Source organism: Actinoplanes derwentensis (genome assembly GCF_900104725.1).
Lineage (GTDB): Bacteria > Actinomycetota > Actinomycetes > Mycobacteriales > Micromonosporaceae > Actinoplanes > Actinoplanes derwentensis.
Genome location: NZ_LT629758.1, coordinates 9663949 through 9684654, shown reverse-complemented (window position 1 = coordinate 9684654; position 20706 = coordinate 9663949). Strand labels below are relative to the sequence as shown.

The 20706-nt window shown below is 70.6% G+C and carries 19 protein-coding genes; 6 read left to right on the top strand and 13 right to left on the bottom strand.

Annotated features, from left to right (window positions below):
* Window positions 1-38: 38 nt before the first annotated feature.
* Complete coding sequence (locus BLU81_RS43285; protein ID WP_092554997.1) at window positions 39-1676, top strand: RecQ family ATP-dependent DNA helicase; 1638 nt, start codon at window positions 39-41, stop codon at window positions 1674-1676.
* A gap of 226 nt (window positions 1677-1902) precedes the next feature.
* Here the strand turns inward: BLU81_RS43285 and BLU81_RS43280 are convergent, their stop codons facing one another.
* A complete protein-coding gene (locus BLU81_RS43280; protein WP_092554995.1) occupies window positions 1903-3351 on the bottom strand; it encodes an ATP-binding protein in 1449 nt (482 codons plus the stop codon).
* Between the two features lie 285 nt (window positions 3352-3636).
* Here BLU81_RS43280 and BLU81_RS43275 point away from each other — a divergent pair, with 285 nt between their 5' ends.
* Entirely contained in the window at window positions 3637-4782 is a 1146-nt protein-coding gene (locus tag BLU81_RS43275) for an LCP family protein (protein WP_092554993.1), read from the top strand.
* A gap of 4 nt (window positions 4783-4786) precedes the next feature.
* On the opposite strand, the gene BLU81_RS43270 is transcribed toward BLU81_RS43275, so the two are convergent.
* The gene (locus BLU81_RS43270) at window positions 4787-5461 is read right to left on the bottom strand and encodes an MBL fold metallo-hydrolase (RefSeq protein ID WP_231953809.1); all 675 of its coding nucleotides are present in this window, start codon (window positions 5459-5461) and stop codon (window positions 4787-4789) included.
* Window position 5462: 1 nt separating this feature from the next.
* Window positions 5463-8003: an ATP-binding protein gene (locus BLU81_RS43265; protein WP_172890737.1), complete on the bottom strand. Its 2541-nt coding sequence runs from the start codon at window positions 8001-8003 to the stop codon at window positions 5463-5465.
* Between the two features lie 97 nt (window positions 8004-8100).
* On the opposite strand from BLU81_RS43265, the gene BLU81_RS43260 reads away from it, so the two are divergent.
* Together BLU81_RS43260 and BLU81_RS43255 are read left to right on the top strand one after the other, a co-directional pair.
* Window positions 8101-9156: a class I SAM-dependent methyltransferase gene (locus BLU81_RS43260; RefSeq protein WP_092554991.1), complete on the top strand. Its 1056-nt coding sequence runs from the start codon at window positions 8101-8103 to the stop codon at window positions 9154-9156.
* Between the two features lie 159 nt (window positions 9157-9315).
* Complete coding sequence (locus BLU81_RS43255; RefSeq protein WP_092554989.1) at window positions 9316-9819, top strand: hypothetical protein; 504 nt, start codon at window positions 9316-9318, stop codon at window positions 9817-9819.
* 60 nt (window positions 9820-9879) lie between these two features.
* Here the strand turns inward: BLU81_RS43255 and BLU81_RS43250 are convergent, their stop codons facing one another.
* From BLU81_RS43250 to BLU81_RS43215, 8 genes are all read right to left on the bottom strand, one after another.
* A complete protein-coding gene (locus BLU81_RS43250) occupies window positions 9880-10296 on the bottom strand; it encodes a VOC family protein (protein WP_092554987.1) in 417 nt (138 codons plus the stop codon).
* A 55-nt stretch (window positions 10297-10351) separates the two neighbouring features.
* Window positions 10352-11404, bottom strand: coding sequence for a hypothetical protein (locus BLU81_RS43245; RefSeq protein ID WP_092554985.1), 1053 nt, complete (start codon window positions 11402-11404; stop codon window positions 10352-10354).
* 69 nt (window positions 11405-11473) lie between these two features.
* The gene (locus BLU81_RS43240; protein ID WP_092554983.1) at window positions 11474-12295 is read right to left on the bottom strand and encodes an AraC family transcriptional regulator; all 822 of its coding nucleotides are present in this window, start codon (window positions 12293-12295) and stop codon (window positions 11474-11476) included.
* 154 nt (window positions 12296-12449) lie between these two features.
* Complete coding sequence (locus BLU81_RS43235; protein ID WP_092554981.1) at window positions 12450-13076, bottom strand: response regulator; 627 nt, start codon at window positions 13074-13076, stop codon at window positions 12450-12452.
* Window positions 13073-14323, bottom strand: coding sequence for a sensor histidine kinase (locus BLU81_RS43230; protein WP_092554979.1), 1251 nt, complete (start codon window positions 14321-14323; stop codon window positions 13073-13075). The genes BLU81_RS43235 and BLU81_RS43230 overlap by 4 nt, the downstream gene beginning before the upstream one ends.
* Window positions 14324-14325: 2 nt before the next feature.
* Complete coding sequence (locus BLU81_RS43225; RefSeq protein WP_092558483.1) at window positions 14326-15066, bottom strand: ABC transporter permease; 741 nt, start codon at window positions 15064-15066, stop codon at window positions 14326-14328.
* Between the two features lie 5 nt (window positions 15067-15071).
* Complete coding sequence (locus BLU81_RS43220; RefSeq protein ID WP_092554977.1) at window positions 15072-15965, bottom strand: ABC transporter ATP-binding protein; 894 nt, start codon at window positions 15963-15965, stop codon at window positions 15072-15074.
* A gap of 82 nt (window positions 15966-16047) precedes the next feature.
* Window positions 16048-17226, bottom strand: coding sequence for a glycosyltransferase (locus BLU81_RS43215; RefSeq protein WP_092554975.1), 1179 nt, complete (start codon window positions 17224-17226; stop codon window positions 16048-16050).
* Window positions 17227-17347: 121 nt separating this feature from the next.
* On the opposite strand from BLU81_RS43215, the gene BLU81_RS43210 reads away from it, so the two are divergent.
* Window positions 17348-17788: an SRPBCC family protein gene (locus BLU81_RS43210; protein WP_307833776.1), complete on the top strand. Its 441-nt coding sequence runs from the start codon at window positions 17348-17350 to the stop codon at window positions 17786-17788.
* Here the strand turns inward: BLU81_RS43210 and BLU81_RS43205 are convergent.
* Window positions 17779-19350, bottom strand: a complete 1572-nt coding sequence (locus BLU81_RS43205) for a phytoene desaturase family protein (RefSeq protein ID WP_092554971.1) — start codon at window positions 19348-19350, stop codon at window positions 17779-17781. The two genes, BLU81_RS43210 and BLU81_RS43205, sit on opposite strands and share 10 nt — an antisense overlap.
* A 92-nt stretch (window positions 19351-19442) precedes the next feature.
* Here BLU81_RS43205 and BLU81_RS43200 point away from each other — a divergent pair, with 92 nt between their 5' ends.
* On the top strand, window positions 19443-19907 hold the full coding sequence (locus tag BLU81_RS43200) for an SRPBCC family protein (RefSeq protein ID WP_092554969.1): 465 nt from the start codon (window positions 19443-19445) through the stop codon (window positions 19905-19907).
* Window positions 19908-19964: 57 nt separating this feature from the next.
* On the opposite strand, the gene BLU81_RS43195 is transcribed toward BLU81_RS43200, so the two are convergent.
* Window positions 19965-20621 (bottom strand): hypothetical protein, encoded by a 657-nt coding sequence (locus tag BLU81_RS43195; protein WP_231953808.1) that lies wholly within the window; start codon window positions 20619-20621, stop codon window positions 19965-19967.
* Window positions 20622-20706 lie beyond the last annotated feature (85 nt).

Here is a 20706-nt window from a genome sequence, read left to right as displayed (position 1 = left end):
CGGACACCCCCCACCCAAGATCGGATAGCCTCCGCTCGATGAAACTCCCCATCTACGGTCCCCGCCTGCGACGGGTCGCCCGTAACCAGTTCGGCTGGCGCAAACTCCGCCCCGGCCAGTTCAAGCCGATGCGTGCCGTGCTGCGCCGCAAGGACGCCCTGGTGGTGCTGCCGACCGGAGCCGGAAAGTCGGCCATCTACCAGATCCCGGCGGTACTGCTGCCCGGCCCGACCGTGGTGATCTCCCCCCTGCTGGCCCTGCAGCAGGACCAGATCGCCGCCCTCAACGACCGCGGCGACTCCCGGATCCGCGCGGTCCGGGTCAGCTCGCAGGAGACGGCGAAGGAGCAGCGCGAGACGTTCGAGGCGCTCCGCCGGGGTGAGGCCGAATTCCTGTTCATCACTCCGGAGCAGCTCACCGATCCGGAGAAACTGGCCGAGGTCCGCGCGCTCAAACCCGGACTGGTCGCGGTCGACGAAGCGCACTGCATCTCCGCCTGGGGCCACGACTTCCGTCCGGACTACCTCGCCCTCGGCGAGATGATCAAGCAGATCGGCCGGCCGCCGATCCTCGCCCTCACCGCGACCGCGTCACCGCCGGTCCGCGAGGACATCATCGCCCGGCTGCGCCTGAACAAACCCGAGATCCACGTGTCCGGACTGGACCGGCGCAACCTGTTCCTCGAAGTCGCGTACTGCCCCGACGACAGCTATCGGTGGCGCCGGCTGACCGGGATGCTCGACGAGGAACAGCGGCCCGGCATCATCTACGTGGCCACCCGGCGCGCCGCCGAGGAACTCGCCGAACGGCTCACCACCTCCGGGTACCCGGCCGAGTACTACCACGGGGGCATGCCCGCCGGCCTGCGCGAACAACGCCACACCGACTTCAGCGACGACAAGGTCGACATCATGGTGGCGACCTCGGCGTTCGGTATGGGCATCGACAAGTCGAACATCCGCTGGGTCGCGCACGTGGCCCTGCCCGACTCCCCGGACAGCTACTTCCAGGAGATCGGCCGGGCCGGCCGCGACGGTGAACCCGGCCGCGCGCTGCTGCTGTGGCGGTCCGAGGACGAGGCCATCCAGCGGTTCTTCCAGGGCGGGTCGCCGTCCGAAGAAGAACTCCGCGACCTCGCCGGTGAACTGCACAAAGGCCCGGCCAGCAAGACGGCACTGCAGAAGGCCACCGGGATGGGGCCCCGCAAACTGGGCCAGTACCTCAACCTGCTGGAACAGGTGGGTGCGGTGACCGCCGGTTCGGGCCACAAGCTGACCGTCCCGGCCCGCGCGCCACTGCCGGCCGCCGCGGCCACGGCGGCGGTCGAGGAGTACGAACGCCAGCAGGCCGTGGTCCGGTCCCGAACCGACATGATGCGTGTCTTCGCGCAATCCCGGCAGTGCCGCACCGAGACACTGCTGGCGTACTTCGGCGAGGACCTGAAAAAGCCCTGCGGCCACTGCGACAACTGCGCCGACGGCACCGCCCACGAGATCGCCGCCGCCGAGCCGGAGGGCCCGTTCCCGGTCCACAGCAAGGTCAGTCACGGTGAGTGGGGCAGCGGCATGGTGATGAACTACGAGGAGGACCGGATGACGGTCCTGTTCGACACCGTCGGCTACAAGACGCTGTCCGTCCCCGTCGTGGTCAAGCAGAACCTTCTCGAGCGGGCGTGACTCACCGAGCGCCGAGAACCTGAACCGGAGGAGCGAACCGAACCCTCTACACCGGCGTACGTTCCCGTAGACACGCGAATCGCGTGCACACGGGGAGGGCATCGATGCAGCCGCAACGGCGGCGTCCCATCGACGGCGTGGGCGGTCTCAACTGAAGAAGCTCAACGATCAGGCCGAGTGCGCCACACCGATCTTCATTCTCGCCGTCATCGCACGTCCTCCGCTGTCAGACCGGCCAGGCCCGGACGACGTCGTCCGGGCCCCAGATCAGATCGGCGGCCCCGTCGGGGAGGTCGGCTCCCGAGCGGCTGACCACGACCAGGCCGCTGATTCCGGGTTGAAAACCCGGAATCAACGTGGCCTGGCGGCGCAGTTCGTCGAGATGGTGGCGGTCAAACGGTGCGTCCTGCCACTTGACGGAACCGGCGAACGCGATCCGGGAGGCGATCGGCGCGCGGTCGGCTCCGACCAGATCGATCTCCGGGTTGGACTGCCGGTTCCACCAGCCGCCGACTTCCCATGTGTCGGTCCAGGGCAACGTGCCGGAGCCCGCAGCGATGGCGAGCGCGTCGCGGATGATCGGCTCGACAGCCCTACCGCGCCAGGTGGGCCATCGTGCGTCAAGGACGGCCTGGGCGGCTGCTGTCCGATCGCGCAGTACCAGTTGCTGCACATCACGAAGGATTGCCAGGTACAGGCGCAGGTTGCTGTCGGCGATCCGGTACTGGGCCAGTTTGCTGGGCTTGGTCGACACCGGCTTGTCGACGGCGAGGATCTGCTTCTCGTCCACAAGCCGGTGCAGCAGCGGGGACAGGGTGCCGGAACTGACCGGGCCACCGCGGTCGCCGGCCGCCGCGGCGATGTTGCTGAACGTGCGACTGCCGGCGCCACCGACCGCTTCCAGGATGCGCCGGGCGGTGTCGGGGGTGGGGAACTCCGACGCCAATGACTGTTCGGGGATGGTGAAGAGCGCTGAGGTCTTGTTGGCGATCTCCTGGCGCAGGAAATCGGCGGGGGGAGTTCCCGGTGACCACTCCAAGGCGATGCCGGGCAACCCGCCGGTGATCAGGTGCGCGTCGATCGCGGCCGCACCGCTTGAGCCGGTCACGGTGGCGGTCTCGGCGAGATTGAACGGACCGAGGACCAGGTTCGTGGCCCGGCCGTGGAACGGCCGGTCATACTCGGTGAACCGTTGCATCATGTGCAGGTCGCTACCGAGCAGCAGCAACAGCACCGGTTTGCGAGAGATGAGCCGGTCCCAGGCGACCTGTAGATGCCCGTCGAAGGTCGCGTCCTGCTCGGAGAGCCAGGGCAACTCGTCGAGGACGACGACGCTCGGCGTGTCCGGCAGGACACCGGCCAGGACTCGCAGCATGTCTCCCCAGCCTCCGGCCGGCGGCTGGGACGGCAGAAGGTCACGACCGCCGGGGGTCAGCAGCGACGAGTCACGCAGGGCGCCGAGAAGGTAGCCGACCGCTTCATTGCTCGAAGCGCCCTTCACCGCGGTGTAAAAGCAGTAGGGCAGGTCAACCCGATCGCACAGTTCCTGCACCAGGCGCGACTTTCCTACTTGCCGCCGTCCACGGATAGCGACGGATCGGCCTTCACCTGTGCGCCGGATGCGATCGAGGTGATCGGCGAGTAGATCGAGCTCACTGCGTCGCCCAACGAACATCGCCCCTCCGAAGCTTGATTGAATCTAACTTCGGCCCAGTCTAACTTCGGCCCGGTCTACCGAAATCCGGTGGTCGACTCCGGCATCCGGTCAGAGGTTGCCTTGCGACCCCAAAATAATGATGATCTTGTATTTCTTACCACATTGATCGACCAATGCCGGCATTCACTGATTGCCCCGTTTTTCATGATCATCCGCCGAGTCCGCGCTCGCGGGAACGCTCCCATGGCTGTTGTGCGTATGTGCCATCATGCGCACGTTGCCGGTTCGGGGAGGCGAAGCAGGATGAGCAAGAAAGATAAACGACGATCACCGCTATGGGCGCGCATCTGTGTCGGGGTGGGCGCGGGAGTGCTGATCGTCTCCGGCGGCTCGCTGGTGGCCGGGCAGCAACTCGTCGCCAGTTACACCGAGAAGTTCACCGACAACAGGCTGCTGGACCCGATCGAGCCCAAGCCGGCCGAGGCCGCCCGGGTCAAGGCCGACATCAACGGGCCGGTGAACATCCTGCTGGTCGGCATCGACCCGCGTGACGACCACACCGCGCCGCTCTCCGACTCGATCCTGATCGCGCACGTCCCACGGGATCGGCACAGCGCCTACATCTTCTCCATCCCCCGGGACCTGCGGGTGGACATCCCGGCGTTCGAGAAGTCCGGCACCGGCGCCGGCCGGGACAAGATCAACTCGGCGATGTCGTGGGGCAGCCGACTCGGCAACAACAAGTACAGCGAGGCTCAGGGCTTCCAGCTGCTGGCCAAGACGGTCGGCGGCGTCACCGGGGTCAAGAAGTTCGACGCCGGCGCGATCGTCAACTTCGGTGGCTTCCAGAAGATCGTCGAGGCGATGGGCGGCGTCGAGATGGTCATCGACATGGACGTCCGGTCCGAACACCGCCGGCCGAACGGCAAGATCCGGGAACGCAAGCCGGGCTGCCCGGTCACCGCCAAGTGCGACCACCCGTACACCGGCGACGCGAAGTTCTACCAGAAGAGCGACAAACCGGTGAAGCTGAAGGCGTGGGAGGCCCTGGACTACGTCCGGCAGCGCTACCCCAACGTCGACGGCGTCGACATGAGCGACTACGACCGGCAGCGCCACCAGCAGCAGTTCATCAAGGCCATCGCGAAGCAGGCGATGGGCCGGGACGTGGTCACCAACCCGAAGAAACTGGCCGCCGTGATGGACGCGGCCGGCGGCTCACTGACCTTCGCCGGCGGCGACCACACCATCCTGGACTGGGCGGTGGAACTGAAGGACCTCAACGTCGACGACATCGTCACCGTCAAACTGCCGGGCGGCGGCATCTTCGAGCCCGATTACCAGGGCGAACGCTTCGAGCCCGGCGTCGACGACTTCTTCAAGGCGGTCACCGAGGACCGGGTCGCCGCCTTCCTGCTGGACAACCCGGAGTACGTCAACCTGAAGTGACACCTCAGCCCGCCACCGCTTTACGGAACGCCTCCACCGCCAGCCCGGAGATCGCCTTGCCGTGACCGAAGACGGCGTGGTCGAACTCCAGGTCGGCCAGGCGGGCCAGGCTCTCCCCGGCGCGGGCCGGATCCACCGTGACCGGATGCGGCGGGCCGGACACCCGCCCGCGGAGGCTGCCGGCCGCGTCCCCGGCGAACAACACACCGCCGGAACGTTCCAGCAGGTACGACACGTGGCCCCGAGTGTGGCCGGGGGTGTGCAGGGCAGTGAAACCGGGCACCGGCTCCGCGCCGTCCGAGGTGATCAGCTGGTCGATCTTCGTCGGAGTGACGGTGCCGATCGCCCGGGACATCAGTTTCGCCAGCCGGCCCACCGGCTCGGCCGCCGGCACGTGCCCGGTGATCCACGGGGCCTCGGCGGCGTGCGCGACGACCCGGGCACCGGTGCGTTCCCGCAGGTCGGCGAGGCTGCCGATGTGATCCGGATGGCGGTGCGTGACCAGGATCGCGGTCACCTCGCCGAGCGACCGGCCGATCTTGCGCAGGCCTCGCTCGATGATCGGCGACCGGCCGGGCAGACCGGTGTCGACAAGCACCAGCCCGTCGTCGGTGACGACCACATGGACGTTGACGTAACCCAGGCGGAGCTCGAAGACCCCGTCAACCACCTCGCGCACGTCATGATTCTGTCAGGCCGCGTTCCCGGGCCCGGAGCACGGCCTCCCGGCGGGACGTGACGGACAGTTTCGCCAGGATCGCGGCGACGTGCGCGTCCACCGTGCGGACCGACAGCACCAGCCGGGCGGCGATCTCCGGATTGCTCAGGCCCTCGGCCAGCAGACCCAGCACCTGCGTCTGACGGCCGGTCAGCCCGGCCGGATTGCCACGGGTCGCGGGCTGCGGGCCCCGCGGGATCCGGGTGACGCCCAGCTCCCGCAGGCGGGCCCGGACCCGGGCGGCGGCGGGCACCGCGTCCAGTGAGTCGAGAATCCGGACCGCGGTGATCAGATCCGCGGCGGTGGTCCGGTGGCTCAGGGCGATCGCCTGGTCGTAGCGGTCACCGGCCGCCGCCCACCGCTCGGCCGGGTACGCCCCGGACAGCGGGACGTCCGCGCCCAGCCGGTGCAGCCAGTAGCCGAACGCACCAAGCCGCCGGTCGCCCTCGGCCGCCAGCATCTCCCGGAACACCGGCGTCAACCGGACGGCCGCCGACTCGTCACCGCGCAACCAGGCCGCCTCGGCCAGTGCCGCACCGGCCGGGCCGATCCGCTGGGCCTCGCCGATCCGCCGGGCGATCGACCACGCCTGTTCCAGCAGATCATCACCGGGCAGGCCACGGCGCACCCGCACCAGACCGAGCACCACCAGCGCCGGCGGATGCATCATCATCGGCGCGCCGTCCACCCAGCGCGCGTGCCGTTCCGCCTCCGCCCACTCGCCGAGCTGCAGACAGACCACCGACCGGGTGATGTGCAGATAACGCAGAAACCCCAGGACCTCGGTACGTTCGGCGTACGCCATGGCCTCGTCCAGCAGCGCACCGGCCTCCCGGAACCGCAGTTCGTCCAGCAGGTGCCAGGCGATGTTGGTGTACGCCCGGCAGGCGTGGTCGGCCTCCCCCGCCGCGACGGCGACGGCGAGACTCTCCGCCAGCATCTCCCGGCCGCGCGGTTCGTCCCGGTCCCACCGCGCGTACCCGACGTTGTTCAGGGCGTGCGACAGCACCCCGGCCGGGCCGGTCACCCGGGCCAGGGCGATCGCCCGTTCCCCGGCCGTGACCGCCGCGTCGATCTGCCCGCCCAGGGCGTGCAGTTGCGACTGGTTGCTCAGCCCGAACGCCAGGGCCGCGTCGTCCCCGGCGGTCTCCAGCACCGCGACGGCTTCGACGGCACTGGTCTCGGCGGCCGGGCGGTCACCCCAGTACCAGTGCACCCGGGACAACCGGCGCAACGCCAGTCCCAGCGCGACCCGGTCGGGCAGTCCCCGGCGCAGCGCCACCGCCTCACGCTGGGCGGTCCGGGCCGGTTCGGACAGGCCGAGGGTGTAGCACTCCTCGGCGTACGCCTCCAGCAGTCCGGCCCGCTCCCCCGGTGGGAACGCCGTCCGATGGTCGAGGACCAGGCGGTAGTGGGCGGCCGCCTCCCGGTGCGATCCGGCGGCGACCGCCTCGGCCGCGGCGGCCGGTGCCCAGCGGACGATCAGGGCGTCGTCGCCGGATTCGGCCGCGTGGTGCACGATTCGGGACAGGTCGGCGCCGCCCCGGTCCAGCAGCGCGGCCAGCACCGCCCGGTTCGCGGCGATGCGCCGGGACGCGGGCATCGAGGCCGCCACCGCCCGGCGCATCAGCTCGTGCCGGAACGACACCCGGGCCGGGGTGACGGTCAGCATGCCCCGTTCCTCAGCCGCCGCGATCGCCGCGAGACCACCCGGCAGCACCGCGTCGACCAGCCACGACTCCACCGCCGACGGAACCACCGCCAACTGGCCGAGCGCGTCGCGGCAGCGCTGGTCCAGGGACTGCAGCCGGGCGTACACCGCCTCGGTGACCGTCGCCGGGACACCGTCGGTATCGCCGGTGCCGAGGACCTCGGTGACGAAGAACGGATTACCGGAGGTCACCGCGAACACCTGGCCGGAGTCCAGGCCCCGGCCGGCGACCAGGCTCCGCACCGCCTGTTCGGAGAGCCGGGCCAGCGGCAGCCTGCGCATCGGCGTGCTCGCCGCCAGCCCCAGCAGGCCACGCAGTGGATGGTCGGCGCCGATCTCGTCGTCGCGGTAGGTGCCGACCATCACCACCGGCAGCGCGGCGATCCGCCGGACCAGGAACCGCAGCACGTCCAGGGTGGCCTCGTCGGCCCAGTGCAGGTCCTCCACCACCAGCACCGTCGGATGGCCCGGCCAGTCCAGTTCGGTGCGGAACGCCTCGAACACCCGGCCCCGGTCCGAGGAGGCGAGCGCCTCGGTCAGCCCCGCGCCGACCTTGCCGACCAGGTCCCGCAGTGGGCCCAGCACTCGCGGGGTGGCCAGGTCGTCGCAGTACCCGACCAGCAGGCGGCCCTCGGCCGGCAACACCGAACGGATCGCGTCGACCAGACTGGACTTGCCGATGCCCGCCTCGCCGGTGACCAGGACGACCGAACCGTGGCCGTCGAGGGCCCGCCGGGCGACCGCGCCCAGCTCGCTCAGCTCGTGCTCCCGCTCCAGCAGGATCCGGCTCATGCTGCGGATTTTAGGTACCGGTCTAGGTGTTCCGGCTCGCCGAGGTAGGTAGCCGACACCGATTACCCTCCCCCGGGTCACGCATAGAACTGACGGCATGACAGTCAACGAAGCGAAACTGATGGAATTCGTGCACCGGTTCGTCGGCGACCTGGGCGCCACCATGGCCGCCGGCGGGATCGTGATCGGTGACCGGCTCGGCCTGTACAAGGCGCTCGCCGAAGCACCAGCCCTGCCGTCGGAGCTGGCCACCCGGACCCGGACATCGGCCCGGTACGTCGAGGAGTGGCTACGGGGTCAGGCCGCCGGCGGCTACGTCGAGTACGACCCGGCGGACGGGCGGTACTCGCTCACCCCCGAGCAGGCGTTCGCGCTCACCGACCCGGACGGGCCGATCTTCGCGCCCGGCGCGTTCCAGCTGGCGCTCGGCGCGCTCAAGGCGGAACCGCGGATCACCGAGGCGTTCCGGACCGGCGGCGGGCTGGGCTGGGGCCGGCACGACGAGGACGTGTTCGCCGGATGCGAGCGGTTCTTCCGGCCCGGATACAGCGCCCATCTGGTCAGCGAATGGCTTCCGGCTCTCGACGGGGCTGAGGAGCGACTGCGCAGCGGGGTACGGGTGGCGGACGTCGGCTGTGGACACGGGGCGTCGACGGTGCTGATGGCGCAGGCCTACCCGAAGTCGGTGTTCACCGGATCCGACCACCACCACGGGTCTGTCGACCAGGCTCGCGAACGGGCCGCCGACGCCGGGCTCGACGGCCGGGTCGGTTTCGAGGCGGCCGGTGCCCAGTCGTTCGGCGGCGGCCCCTACGACCTGGTCACCACGTTCGACGCCTTGCACGACATGGGCGATCCGCTGGGTGCCGCCCGGCACGTGCTGTCCCAGCTCACCCCGGACGGCACCTGGATGATCGTGGAACCGGCGGCCGGCGCGTCGGTCACCGACAACCTGAACCCGGTCGGCCGCGTCTACTACTCGTTCTCCGCGTTCCTGTGCGTGCCGAGCGCGCTGTCCCAGGACGGCGGTTACTCGCTGGGCGCCCAGGCCGGCGAGGAACCGATCAGCCGCCTCGTCCACGACGCCGGTTTCACCAGCTTCCGCCGCGTCGCCGAAACCCCGTTCAACATCGTCTACCAGGCCAAACCCTGATCTGGCCGGTTCGTGTGGTGATTTTCGACCGGGGAGTCCGGTAAGGATCAGCCGGTGAAACGGGAACTCGATCATCACAGGGTGCGACAGCGACCGGAAAGGGTAAGCAACAATGCTGTCGGCCATCGAACCGGCCGCCGAAAGGGAAGGGACGACCCTGTGACGGATCAACCGCTCTACGCTGAACTCGGGTACACCGACGCCGAGTGGGGGCTGCTGACCGGCCTGCCCCAGTCGGTGCTCACCGCGGCCAGTGCTGCCAGCCCGGACAGTAGCCGCAAGACCCGGGCCGAGAGCGCCGCCGGGCTGGACCGGATCTCCGACGCGCGCGCGTCGGCCAGTGTCCTGGTCGCCGCGGTCGCCAAAGCCGCGGTCGCCGAGGCCGGGGACCCGGAGATCGGTGAGGAGCCGCCGGTGATCCAGCCGGGTGACCCGGTAGGGTACGCGGCTGACGTCGTGGGCCGGGCCGCTGAAGTCTCCGCGCTACTCGCCGCCAAGGCCAGCCCGTCCGACGCGGAGACCTACAAGCACTGGCTCGTGGAGATCGCCGACGAGGTGGTGGGCGCGGCCTCCACCGGTGGTCTTCTCGGCATCGGCGGCGAGACCGTCACCGACGCCGAGCGGGCCTTCCGTGACGACCTGGCGAAGGCGCTGGGTCACTGAAGCACTGAGCCACCGGCCCGGCCGTATCCCGTGTCGCCCACGGGATACGGCCGGGCCGGTTCAGTTCCTCTTGCGGGGCTCACCGCGGTAGGTGCCGAACGACCACAGGTTCCCCTCCGGGTCGCGGGCCATGAAATCGCGGGAACCGTAGTCGGTGTCGAACGGCGGCCGGAGGATCTCAGCACCGGCCGCGACCGCGCGGGTGTGCAGCGCGTCCACGTCGTCGGTGACCACGTAGGCGCCGAACGTGCCGGGGGTCAACTGCCACGGGCTGCCGGGATCGTCGCGGGCCGAGCCGAGCATCACGCCACCGCCCGGCGGCCAGTCGAGCTGGCAGTGCTGGATCACGTCGCCGTCGGAGTAGACCACGGTCTCCTCGAAACCGAAGGCCTCGACGAGGAACCGGATGAGCGCGCGGGCGTCGTTCGCCCACAGCGACGGCCACACCTGCGGCGCTGGTGCCTGAATGTCGGTCATGCCCTCATCCTGGCGACCGGCGGGCGGCTCGGCTTGGACGAAAGCGAACTTTCCGTCACCCGGTGCGGTCGGATCTCGACCCGGCGCCGTGGCGGACGGTCAGGCGTACGCCGGTGCCGGGTGGCCGGGCGGTGTTAGTGATCAGCGCGCTGATGTCGACGGCGGCGACCGCCTGGCGGACCGCGGCGTGCAGGGCGGGGCGGGTGCCGTCGGCCCCGGTCCGGCAGGCGTGGATCGCCGGGCGCACGCCGGGTAGGGCGACCAGGGCGCCGAGGGCCAGCGGGCAGGGGCCGATCCGGTGTTCGAAGACGTCCCGCCGCTGGTTGCCGGTGCTGATCGAGACGCCGTGCGAACGCAGGATCCGCCCGCCGGGGCGCCGGGGCGGTTCGATGCCGTGGAACCAGACCTCGGTGTCACCGGCCTCGTCGTAGTCGACCAGGGTGGCGACCTCGATCACCGGCCGGTCGACGGCACAGTGGTGGACGACGTGCACGGTGTCGCCGAGGACGTACATCACCGCGTGGCCGTCGCGCACGGTCAGGTTCGCGGCCGGGCGGCGTGGGCCGTCGCCGCGTTCCAGGCCGGTGATCGCCCGGTCCAGTTCCGCGATCCACTCGTCGGCGTCCGGTGGCCGGCGTGACTCGTCGTCTGCCTCTTGCCCGCGCACCTCGTCGTCTGCCGGCTGCGGGCGCAAGTCGGTGGCTCCCAGGTCGCGGCAGGTTCGGGTGAGTTCGGTCAGGCAGGCGCCGACGTCGGCGAGGTTGGTGGCGAGACGGTCCGCGGGCACCGGCAGCCGGGTCACCCGGGCCAGCAGGGTGTCGATCCGGGACAACTGCCGGCCGATCCGTTCCAGGTCCGGCTGGTACTCCCACGGCGACATGTCCGGATGGGTCAGGGCGGCCCAGTCGAGGTTCTCGACGACGCCGGCGGCGAAATCGGGGTCCGCCACCGGCGGGCGGAGTTCCCGCAACGTCGGCACGACCCGGTCGACCTCGATGATGATGTCGGCCGGCGGCAGGGTGTCGAAGTCGACCGAATGCCAGGGGCCGCGCACGGAGGCATCGGGGCGATCACGGTCCCGGGGCGTTTCGAATCCACCGTTGTCCATGGCAGCAGGGTGCCACCGCGAACGCGCCCGGCACCATATCGATGTCGGATAACCGCGGCCATCGGCCGGTCAATCCACCGGAAGAGCACTGATCAGCCCGAATTCGTCGGCCAGCCACCGGGACGGCGCGCAGCCCGCGAACGACTGGAAGTCCCGGACCAGATGGGACTGGTCGGCGTAACCGTGGACGGCGGCCACGTCGGCGAGCGGCACTCCGGGCCGGATCGCCCGCCGCGCCCGGTCGAAGCGGGCCACCAGGGCCGCCTGTTTCGGGCGCAGGCCCACCTCGGCCCGGAACCGGTCGGTGAGCCGCCGGCCGCTCCACCCCACCTCGTGGGCCACCTCACCGACCGGTCGGCCCTGAGCGAGCAGCCGGAACGCGTGGGCCACCCGCTCCGGCGGAGCATCCGGACCCGGCCGGGCGCCGGACTTCAGCCGGTGGCCGAACTCCCGGTCCAGTACCGCGAACCGGGCCGGCCAGTCCGGTGCCGCCGCCAACTGCTCCCGGATCCGGGCGACGAACCGTTCGCCGAGGACGTCGGCCGCGTCCACGTCCAGGTGGGCGAGTGCGGCGGCGGGCAGCCCGAACAGGGCCCGGCAGCCGAGCGGGCGGACCGCGAGTTGCACCCCGGACTGGCTGCCGTCGTGGGCGATCAGTGCGGGTGTCAGATGCAGCCCACCGGCCAGCGCGGTGAACCGGCCCGGCGCCTGCCGCGGGTCGGGGTGGGCGGTGATCACCAGTGGTTCGTCCAGGGTGAAGATCAACGTCAGAAAGGGCGACGGCAGACCGCGGTGTACGGCCGGGGCGAGGTCACGCTGGCGGTAGCCGGAGTAGAAGGCGACGTACGGGCGCAGTGCGGGACCGGGGCGGGCCTGCGCGTACTCGTCCATGGTGTCGAGTCTGCACCTCGGCGGGCCGGACCGCGGGCCCGCACCACCGCTCATCACCCGGCGGTCGCGTGTCGGCGGTGACCCGGCGCACGTCTCGCGGGGACCGGGCGGGACTGTCGTGGAACGTACCGGAAAGCGATCTTGACCTGGGTTTTCAATCCCGGCGGATCAGGCCCTGCTCGATGGCGGTGGCGACGGCCGCGGCGCGGTCCCGGACGCCGAGTTTGGCGTAGGCGTGCAGCAGGTGCGTCTTGACGGTGGCCTCGCTGATGAAGAGCCGGGTGGCGGCCTCGCGGTTGGTGCCGCCGCGGGCGATCAGGGTCAGCACTTCGATCTCGCGCTGGCTGAGGGGTTCCTTGGCGGGTGAGCGCAACTGGCCCATCAGACGGCCGGCGACAGCCGGGGAGAGCACCGACTCGCCGCGGTGTGCGGCGACGACGGCCCGGAAGAGGTCTTCGCGAGGGGTGTCCTTGAGCAGGTAACCGGTGGCGCCGGCCTTGATCGCGGGCAGGACGTCGCTGTCGGTGTCGTAGGTGGTGAGGACCAGGACGCGGGCGGTGGAGCCGCGGGCCTTGAGTTCGCGGATGGTCGTCACGCCGTCCATCACCGGCATCCGCAGGTCCATCAGGACCACGTCGGGGCCGACCGCCTCGGTGACGGCCAGGGCCTCCCGCCCGTCGGCGGCCTCGCCGAGCACGGTGAACCGGTCGTCGCCGGTGAACATGCCACGCAACCCGTCCCGGACCACCGGATGATCGTCCACGATGACGATTCTGATCATGCTGCTCCCCCGATCACGATGGCCGGTACGCACGCGGACAGCGCGGTGCCGGTGCCCGGTTCCGACTCCACCTCCAGGGTTCCGGCGATGCGGGTGAGGCGTTCGCGCATCGCCCGCAGGCCGAAGCCGCCCTCGTCGGTGACCTCCCGGGGCGCGGCCGGATCGAACCCGGCACCGTCGTCGCGGACGTCGAGCGTCACCACATCCTCCATGTACGACAGGGTCAGTCCGACCCGGGCCGCCGCCGCGTGTTTCGCCACGTTGGCCAGGGCCTCCTGGGCGGTGCGCAGCAGGGTCGTCTCGATCTCCGGGAGCATCGGCCGGGCCACGCCGGTGACGGTCAGGTCGGCCCGGATCTCGTGCATGCCGGCCCAGGAACGGATCACCTCGTCCAGCACGTCGGGCAGCCGGGCCGCGTCGAGCGCCTCCGGGCGCAGTGCCTGCACCGACCGGCGGGCCTCGGTGAGGCTCTCCCGGGCGAGTCGTTTCGCGGTGGCCAGGTGCCGGTCCCGGTCGGCCGGGACCGACTCGGCCGCCTCCAGTTGGGTGACGATGCCGGTCAGGCCCTGGGCCAGGACGTCGTGGATCTCGCCGGCCATCCGCTGCCGTTCGTTGAGGACACCCGCTTCGTGTGCCTGGACCAGGAGCTGGGCGTGCAGTCCGGCGTTCTCCCGCAGGGCGGTGGCGAGTCTCGCGTTGGCCTCGCCGAGCTGGTCGATGCGGCGGATGCGGGTGTCGGACTCCTGGTCGGTGCGGATCGCCACGAACGTCATGATCCCGGCGATCAGCAGGTTGCAGAGCAGGACGGCCGAGTAGATGACCGGCCCGTCGTCGTCCTGGGCCAACGTTCGCCAGCCGCCGACCTGTGAGAGGGCGTTGACCGCGGCGACCGGCACCACCCCGGCCAGCTGCCACGTCCCGGGCATCGCGTAACCGACGAAGATGTAACCGGTCCAGGTGAAGATGCCGAACAACGGACTGGCCAGCACCAGCAGCAGGTTGATGACGAGCAGGCCGAGCAGGAACACCACCATCAGCCACCGGCGATGCTGCCAGGCCGGGTGCATGTCGATCCAGAACCACATCCAGGCCGCCGCCAGCGTCACCAGGCCCAGGACGACCGGGAGGCCGGCGTGGTACAGGTCGTCGACCTGCCACGCCACCAGGACCGCCAGCAGCGCGCTCGCCAGGGTCCCGTAGGAGAGCCAGGCGCGCCAGATCTCCCGATCGTCGACGTCGATCGGCATCGTCACTCCCAGCGGAAGAGCTTCACCGCGGCGGCCCCGCAGATGACCAGATAGCCCACCAGCACGGTAATCGAGAGCAGCTCGGGCGACTGTCCCATGAGGGCGTCGGTCATCAGATCCTGACCGGCCGCGAACGGGGTGAAGTCACCGATCCGGTGCAGGATCTCCGGCATCAGATCGCGGGGCACCCACAGGCCGGCGAAGAACATCAGCGGGAAGAACAGGAACGTACCGATCGTGTTGGCGGTCTTGCCGGACGGGGCCAGCGCGGACAGCAGCAGGCCGACGGCGAACGCTCCAGCGCAGTTCAGTACGACCGCGAGCAGGAACAGGGCCGGGTTCCGGGGGAACGGCACGTCGAACGCGAGGATCGCCACCGTGTAGACCAGCACCATCGAGAGGAGCACGGTGACCAGGTTCATCACCAACTGCGCGGAGAGCAGGGCGGCCGGCGACGCCGGGGTGGTGGCGAGGCGCCGCAGGATCCCCCGCTCGCGGTAGGTGGCCAACACCGACGGCAGGCCCTGCAGCCCGATGATGCCGGTCGCCAGGCCGAGAGCGAGTCCGGCGTAGAGGTCGATCACCCGGAGGCCACCGAGTTCCGGCGGGGCCTCCGCCATGCTCGGCACGTTGCCGAGGATCACCACCAGCAGCACCGGGAAGAGCAGGGTGAAGAAGGCGTAGAGCGGGTCGCGCAGGGTGAGCCGGAACTCGGTCAGGGTCAGCTTGACGAAGATCGACATGCCGGTCACTCCTTGCCCGTCAGGTGGACGAAGGCGTCGTCGAGAGTAGACCGTTCCAGGGTGAGTTCGGCGGCCACGATGCCGTTGCTCGCGAGGACCGAGACGACCGCGTGCAACAGGTTCCCGGTGCCGGTGATCGCGATCCGCGAGCCCTCCCGGTGCAGTTCGCGCACCTCGGGCAGGACAGTGAGCAGCTCGTCGGTGATCGGGGCCGACGGGCGGAAACGGATCCGCTGCTCGTCGCCGGCCCGCCGGATCAGCCCGGCCGGGGTGTCCAGGGCGGCGACCGCGCCCTTGTCGATGACCACGATCCGGTCACAGAGGCGCTCGGCCTCCTCCATGAAATGGGTGACCAGCAGCAGGGTGACGCCACGGTCGCGGATGCCGGAGATCAGGTCCCAGGTGTCCCGGCGGGCCTGCGGGTCCAGGCCGGTGGTCAGCTCGTCCAGGATGGCGATCTCCGGGTTGCCGATCAGGGCGAGAGCGATCGACAGGCGCTGCTTCTGGCCGCCGGAGAGATTGCCGAAGCGGGTCTTCAGCTTCGCGTTCAGGCCCAGGTCACCGGCGAGCACACGCCAGTCGGCCGGGTCCGGGTAGAAGGTGCTGTAGAGCTCCAGCGCCTCCCGGACGGTGATCTTGTCCTGGAGTTCGCTCTCCTGAAGCTGCACGCCGATCCGGGTACGCAGCTCCGGGTCGCCGGCGGTCCGCCCGAGGACCGTGATCCGGCCCGCGTCGGGGGTGCGCAGACCGGCGACACATTCGACGGTGGTGGTCTTGCCGGCACCGTTCGGGCCGAGGATCCCGAAGATCTCCCCCGGTTCGACACTGAAGGAGACATCCCGTACGGCGACGGTCTCGCCGTACCGTTTGGCCAGGTTCTGGACCTCGATGACTGTCATGCGTCGAGCGTCCCGTGGCGGCACCCCCGCCCGAATCGAACAGCGGGCGGCCCCGTCCCTCCACCGATCGGTGGAGGGGGGCTTACACCGCGTCTTCGGCGATCGTGGCCGGAGTACGGCGCAGGCTCGCGTAGATCGAGCCGACCTGGTCGGCCACCCGCTTCCACGAATACGCCTGCCGGGCCCGGTCCAGAGCCGCCGTGGCGTACGTGAACCGCCGCACCCGGTCGTTGATCAGCCGGCGCAGCGCACCGCCGAGCGCTCGCGGGTCCCGCGCCGGAACCAGATCGCCGGTCAGACCGTCGACCACGGTCTCGGAGAGGATGCCCTCGGCCGATCCGATGATCGGCACACCGCAGGCCATCGCCTCCAGTGCCGACTGCTCCTCCCACGGTGACGCGATCAGCACGTCCGCGGACCGGTACCAGCTCGGAAGGTCCCCCAACGGCACCGCCCCGACCAGCCGGAACCGGTCGGCGACGTGGAACTGCTCGGCCATCGACCGCAGCAGCCGGGCACCGGGGTCGGCGGTCAGCTCCTCCGGCGGCGGCCCGCCGACCATCACCACTTCGGCGTTCGGCACGTACCGCATGGCCTGGACGACGTCACCGAAACCCTTGCGCTCGACCAGGCGGCCCACCGACAGGATCCGTGGCCGCTCCGGGTCGCGCTGCACGGCCGGGCCGTCCGGGGTGAACCACTCGCTGTCGACACCGGCCGGCACCACCGTCAGGTTCGCCCGCGGCACCCCGATCCGCACCAGGTCCCGGAACTCGTCCTGGTTCTGCGCCACCACCCGGTCCACCGCCCGGCCGAGAGCGCGTTCGTACTCGGCGCGGCTCGGGCCCTGGCCGATCGACTCGCTGTCGCTGCCACCCAGCTCGTGGAACGACTGCACCACCGGCACCCCGACCCGTTTGGCGGCGGTCACCGCGGCCAGTCCGCTGGTCCAGTAGTGGGCGTGCGCGACGTCCGGCATCCAGCCGTCACGCCAGCGCTCGCCGAGCAGCCGGGCGAACTCGCCCATGTACGGCAGCAGCAGATCGGACGGCATCGGGCGGGCCGGACCGGCGGTCACATGGATCACGCGCACACCACTGGCCGTGACCACCACCTCGGCGACGTCCGGATCCTCGCGCCGGGTGTAGACGTGGACGTCGTTCCCGAGCGCGGCCAGCGCGTCCGACAGGTCGGCGACGTGCGCGTGCCGGCCACCGCCGCCGAGCGGACTGGCATGCTCGGAGATCATCGCAATGCGCACGGGGTCTCCTTCAGCGAGCCTGGGTGGGGTACGCGCCGACCAATGCCCGACAGCCCGAACCGTAAACATGGATGCCTGATTGCAGGGCGCGTGAGCAGGGTAAACCTGTCATGTGGCTATCGTGGCGAGAACCGTTCATGCAGCACCCGACCGAGTCTTCGCAGTTCTGGCCGACGGCTGGACGTACAGCGACTGGGTGGTGGGCACCGTGCACATCCGGGATGTCGACGAGGCATGGCCCGCCGTCGGCGCGAGACTGCACCACAAGGCCGGGCCGTGGCCGCTGTCGCTGCACGACTCGTCGACGGTGCTCGCCTGCGAGCCCGGCCGGGAACTACGCCTGAAGGCCGGGCTGTGGCCACTCGGCGCGGCCGAGGTGCTGATCCGCCTGCAGCCGCTGAGCGAGGGCGCCGCCACCCGGGTGGTGATCGAGGAGGACTTCACCGACGGTCCGCTGCGGTGGGCCCGCAACAAGCTCAACGACCTGGTCCTGCACCGCCGCAACGTGGAGAGCCTGCGCCGCCTGGCCGACGTCGCCGAACGCGACCGGTCTCAGCGGTAGATCGCCCGGTGCGCGCCGTCCACAACGGCCCGGTACAGGCCGCCGGTGAGGCCGCGGTCCCGGGCCAGGGCGGCGCGAGCGGCGTTCGCACCCGGGACGCCGTGCACGCCCGGCCCGGGATGGGACGACGCGCCGCCCTGGTAGAGACGGTCCACCGGGGTGTCCGCCCGGCCCAGGCCCGGGATCGGCCGCAGGAACAGCTGCTGGAACACAGCCGACGTGCCCGCACCCAGCGCCCCGCCGACCAGTGACGGGTTCTCCCGCTCCAGGTCGGCCGGGGAGTACACGTGCCGGGCCTCGACCAGTGACCGGAACCCGGGCGCGTTCTCCTCCACCACCGATTCCATCCGCTCCACGTGAGCGGCGATCTCGTCGGCGGCCCACGACGGACGGTGCGGCAGATGGGTGTACGCCCACATCGACTCGGTGCCGGCCGGTGACCGCGACGGATCGGCCGTGGTCATCTGCCCGAGCAGCAGGAACGGATGCTCGGGCAGTTGGTCGGAAGCCAGCGCGCCGGCGTACCGGGTCAGGCCGTTCAAGTCGGCACCCAGATGCACTGTTCCCGAGCCGGCCACGTCCGGGTTCGCCCACGGCACCGGGCCGCGCACCGCCCAGTCCACCTTGACCGTCGCCCCGTCCCAGCGGAAGTGGGTGAGATCGTCGACCATCCGCGGCGGCAGCCAGCGCTCCCCCACCAGGTCGAGGAAGAGCACCGGCGCCGGGACGTCGGCGATCACCGCTCGGCGGGCCCGCCAGTTCCGGCCGTCCGCGGTGCGCACCCCGACCGCCCGGCCCCGCGCCACCAGCACCCGGGACACCGGGGCGCCGTAGACGATCTCGCCGGTGAACCGCCGCACCAGCGCCGACGTCAACTCACCCGCCCCGCCCGCCGGCACCGGCCAGCCGACCTGCTGCCCGAGCATCGTCAGCAACCAGCCGAAGATGCCACCGCCGGCCTCCTGTGGAGTCAGGTCGGTGTGCAGGGCGCAACCGGCCAGCGCCAGCCGTGCCCCCTCCCCGTCGAACAGCTCCCGGCCGAACTGGGACACCGGCAGCAGCGCGCGCCGGGCCAGCCGCAGCGCCTCCGCCGTACCCAGACTGTGGAGCAGACCGAGCCCGGAACGGATCGGCGGGAACGGGGTGAACAGCGCGTCCAGCAGCCGGTCCGAGACCGCGCTCCACTGGGCGTAGGCGTCCTTCCATCGCTGCCCGTCGCCGGGCGCAAACCGCTCCATCGACGCGGCGGTCCGGTCCAGGTCACGGCTCACCGTGGCGGCCCGGCCGTCCGGGAGCAGATGACTGAAGACGTCCGGGGCATGTGTCCAGCGCACGTCCAGGTCCAGGGAACGCAGCACCGGGGAGGCGTACCCCAGGGGATGGAAGGCGCTGAACAGATCGGACAGGTAGCCGGGCGCGGTGATCTCCCCGGATCGGACCGCGCCGCCCGGTTCCCCGGTCGCCTCGATCACCCGGACGGTCCACCCGGCATCGGCCAGCAGGTTAGCCGCGACCAGGCCGTTGTGCCCGGCTCCGATCACGATCGCGTCGACAGTCTCCACATCCGCAAGCTACCCGGCGTTTAGCCGATCCGCCGACGGGCACCTGATGGTCAGCAAGCTTGGCAGGGAAAGGGAATCGAGGGGAGATACTCGTGAGCACGGTTACCGAATTCGTCGACGTCAACGTCCCGGTTCGCACCGCGTACAACCAGTGGACGCAGTTCGAGGAGTTCCCCCAGTTCATGGAGGGCGTCAGCGAGATCCGCCAGATCGACGACACCCGCACGCACTGGAAGACCGAGATCGCCGGCGTGAAACGCGAGTTCGACGCCGAGATCACCGAGCAACTGCCCGACGAGCGGGTGGCGTGGCACGCGACCGGTGGCGAGAAGCAGGCCGGCGTGGTGACCTTCCATCGACTCGACGACGACCACACCCGGGTCACCGTGCAGATGGACTTCGACCCGCAGGGTTTCGTCGAGACCGCCGGTGACAAGCTCGGCGTCCTCGACCGCCGGGTCAAGGGCGACCTGCACCGGTTCAAGGAATACATCGAGAGCCGCGGTGGCATCGAGACCGGCTCCTGGCGCGGCCAGGTAGACCGGCCCGGCATCTGACCGGTTCTGAACAGTGCGACGGCCGCCTCCGGGCGGCCGTTCTGCTGCCCGCACCGGCTAGGAGTCCCCGGCCCCGGCCCGCCTCTGGATGATCAGGACGCCGACGCCGCCCTCGGCCCGGACCCGGTAGCGGTCGTGCGACCACGGGAAGTCGGGCTCACGCAGGACCGTACCGGCGGCCGTGCCGTTGTTGGCCGTCCACGGGGTATCCACCGACCCGGCCCCCGCGTCGAACCTGACCCGGAACGGGGCTCCACTACGGACCGTGATCACCGCCGTGCCCACCCCGCCGGTGAACACCACTGGGACGGTGCCGTCCGGTTCCGGCAACCACACCCGGGAGAGGCCCGCCGAGCCGAGGCTGATCCGGCGTACCCGCCCGTCCTCGAGGTTGATCTGCTGCTCCCCCGCACCGGCGGGTAACCGGATGTCCCAGCGGACCGCCCGGTTCAACTCGATCCGCACCTCGTTCAGCCCGTCGCCGCCGGTCTCCTTCAACCGCACCGCCACCCGCCCGCCCCGGCGCGACACCACCGGCGCGACGCCCGCGTCCGGCGCGGTGCTGATCCGGTAGAGCAGACCCGGCAGCGCCGCGAACCGGACACGCACCCGACTCGCGGCGTCACCCAGAGTGATCCATGCGCCGGTACGATCCAGCAACGGCCCCGCAGCGACCCGCTCCACCGGAGTCGACACGACGGGCGTCTCCGGCATCACGAATCGTGCTCGTACATCCGGCTCGGACCTCGTCACGAGCACCGCCAACCCCCCGGCTGCCAGTACCGTGAGACCGGCGACC

What these genes read in the sequence shown, in the direction of transcription:
- BLU81_RS43285 (WP_092554997.1), top strand. Translation starts at nt 39, where the DNA reads ATGAAACTCCCCATCTACGGTCCCCGCCTGCGACGGGTCGCCCGTAAC.
- BLU81_RS43280 (WP_092554995.1), bottom strand. Translation starts at nt 3,351, where the DNA reads ATGTTCGTTGGGCGACGCAGTGAGCTCGATCTACTCGCCGATCACCTC.
- BLU81_RS43275 (WP_092554993.1), top strand. Translation starts at nt 3,637, where the DNA reads ATGAGCAAGAAAGATAAACGACGATCACCGCTATGGGCGCGCATCTGT.
- BLU81_RS43265 (WP_172890737.1), bottom strand. Translation starts at nt 8,003, where the DNA reads ATGAGCCGGATCCTGCTGGAGCGGGAGCACGAGCTGAGCGAGCTGGGC.
- BLU81_RS43260 (WP_092554991.1), top strand. Translation starts at nt 8,101, where the DNA reads ATGACAGTCAACGAAGCGAAACTGATGGAATTCGTGCACCGGTTCGTC.
- BLU81_RS43250 (WP_092554987.1), bottom strand. Translation starts at nt 10,296, where the DNA reads ATGACCGACATTCAGGCACCAGCGCCGCAGGTGTGGCCGTCGCTGTGG.
- BLU81_RS43245 (WP_092554985.1), bottom strand. Translation starts at nt 11,404, where the DNA reads ATGGACAACGGTGGATTCGAAACGCCCCGGGACCGTGATCGCCCCGAT.
- BLU81_RS43240 (WP_092554983.1), bottom strand. Translation starts at nt 12,295, where the DNA reads ATGGACGAGTACGCGCAGGCCCGCCCCGGTCCCGCACTGCGCCCGTAC.
- BLU81_RS43235 (WP_092554981.1), bottom strand. Translation starts at nt 13,076, where the DNA reads ATGATCAGAATCGTCATCGTGGACGATCATCCGGTGGTCCGGGACGGG.
- BLU81_RS43230 (WP_092554979.1), bottom strand. Translation starts at nt 14,323, where the DNA reads ATGCCGATCGACGTCGACGATCGGGAGATCTGGCGCGCCTGGCTCTCC.
- BLU81_RS43225 (WP_092558483.1), bottom strand. Translation starts at nt 15,066, where the DNA reads ATGTCGATCTTCGTCAAGCTGACCCTGACCGAGTTCCGGCTCACCCTG.
- BLU81_RS43220 (WP_092554977.1), bottom strand. Translation starts at nt 15,965, where the DNA reads ATGACAGTCATCGAGGTCCAGAACCTGGCCAAACGGTACGGCGAGACC.
- BLU81_RS43195 (WP_231953808.1), bottom strand. Translation starts at nt 20,621, where the DNA reads ATGCCGGAGACGCCCGTCGTGTCGACTCCGGTGGAGCGGGTCGCTGCG.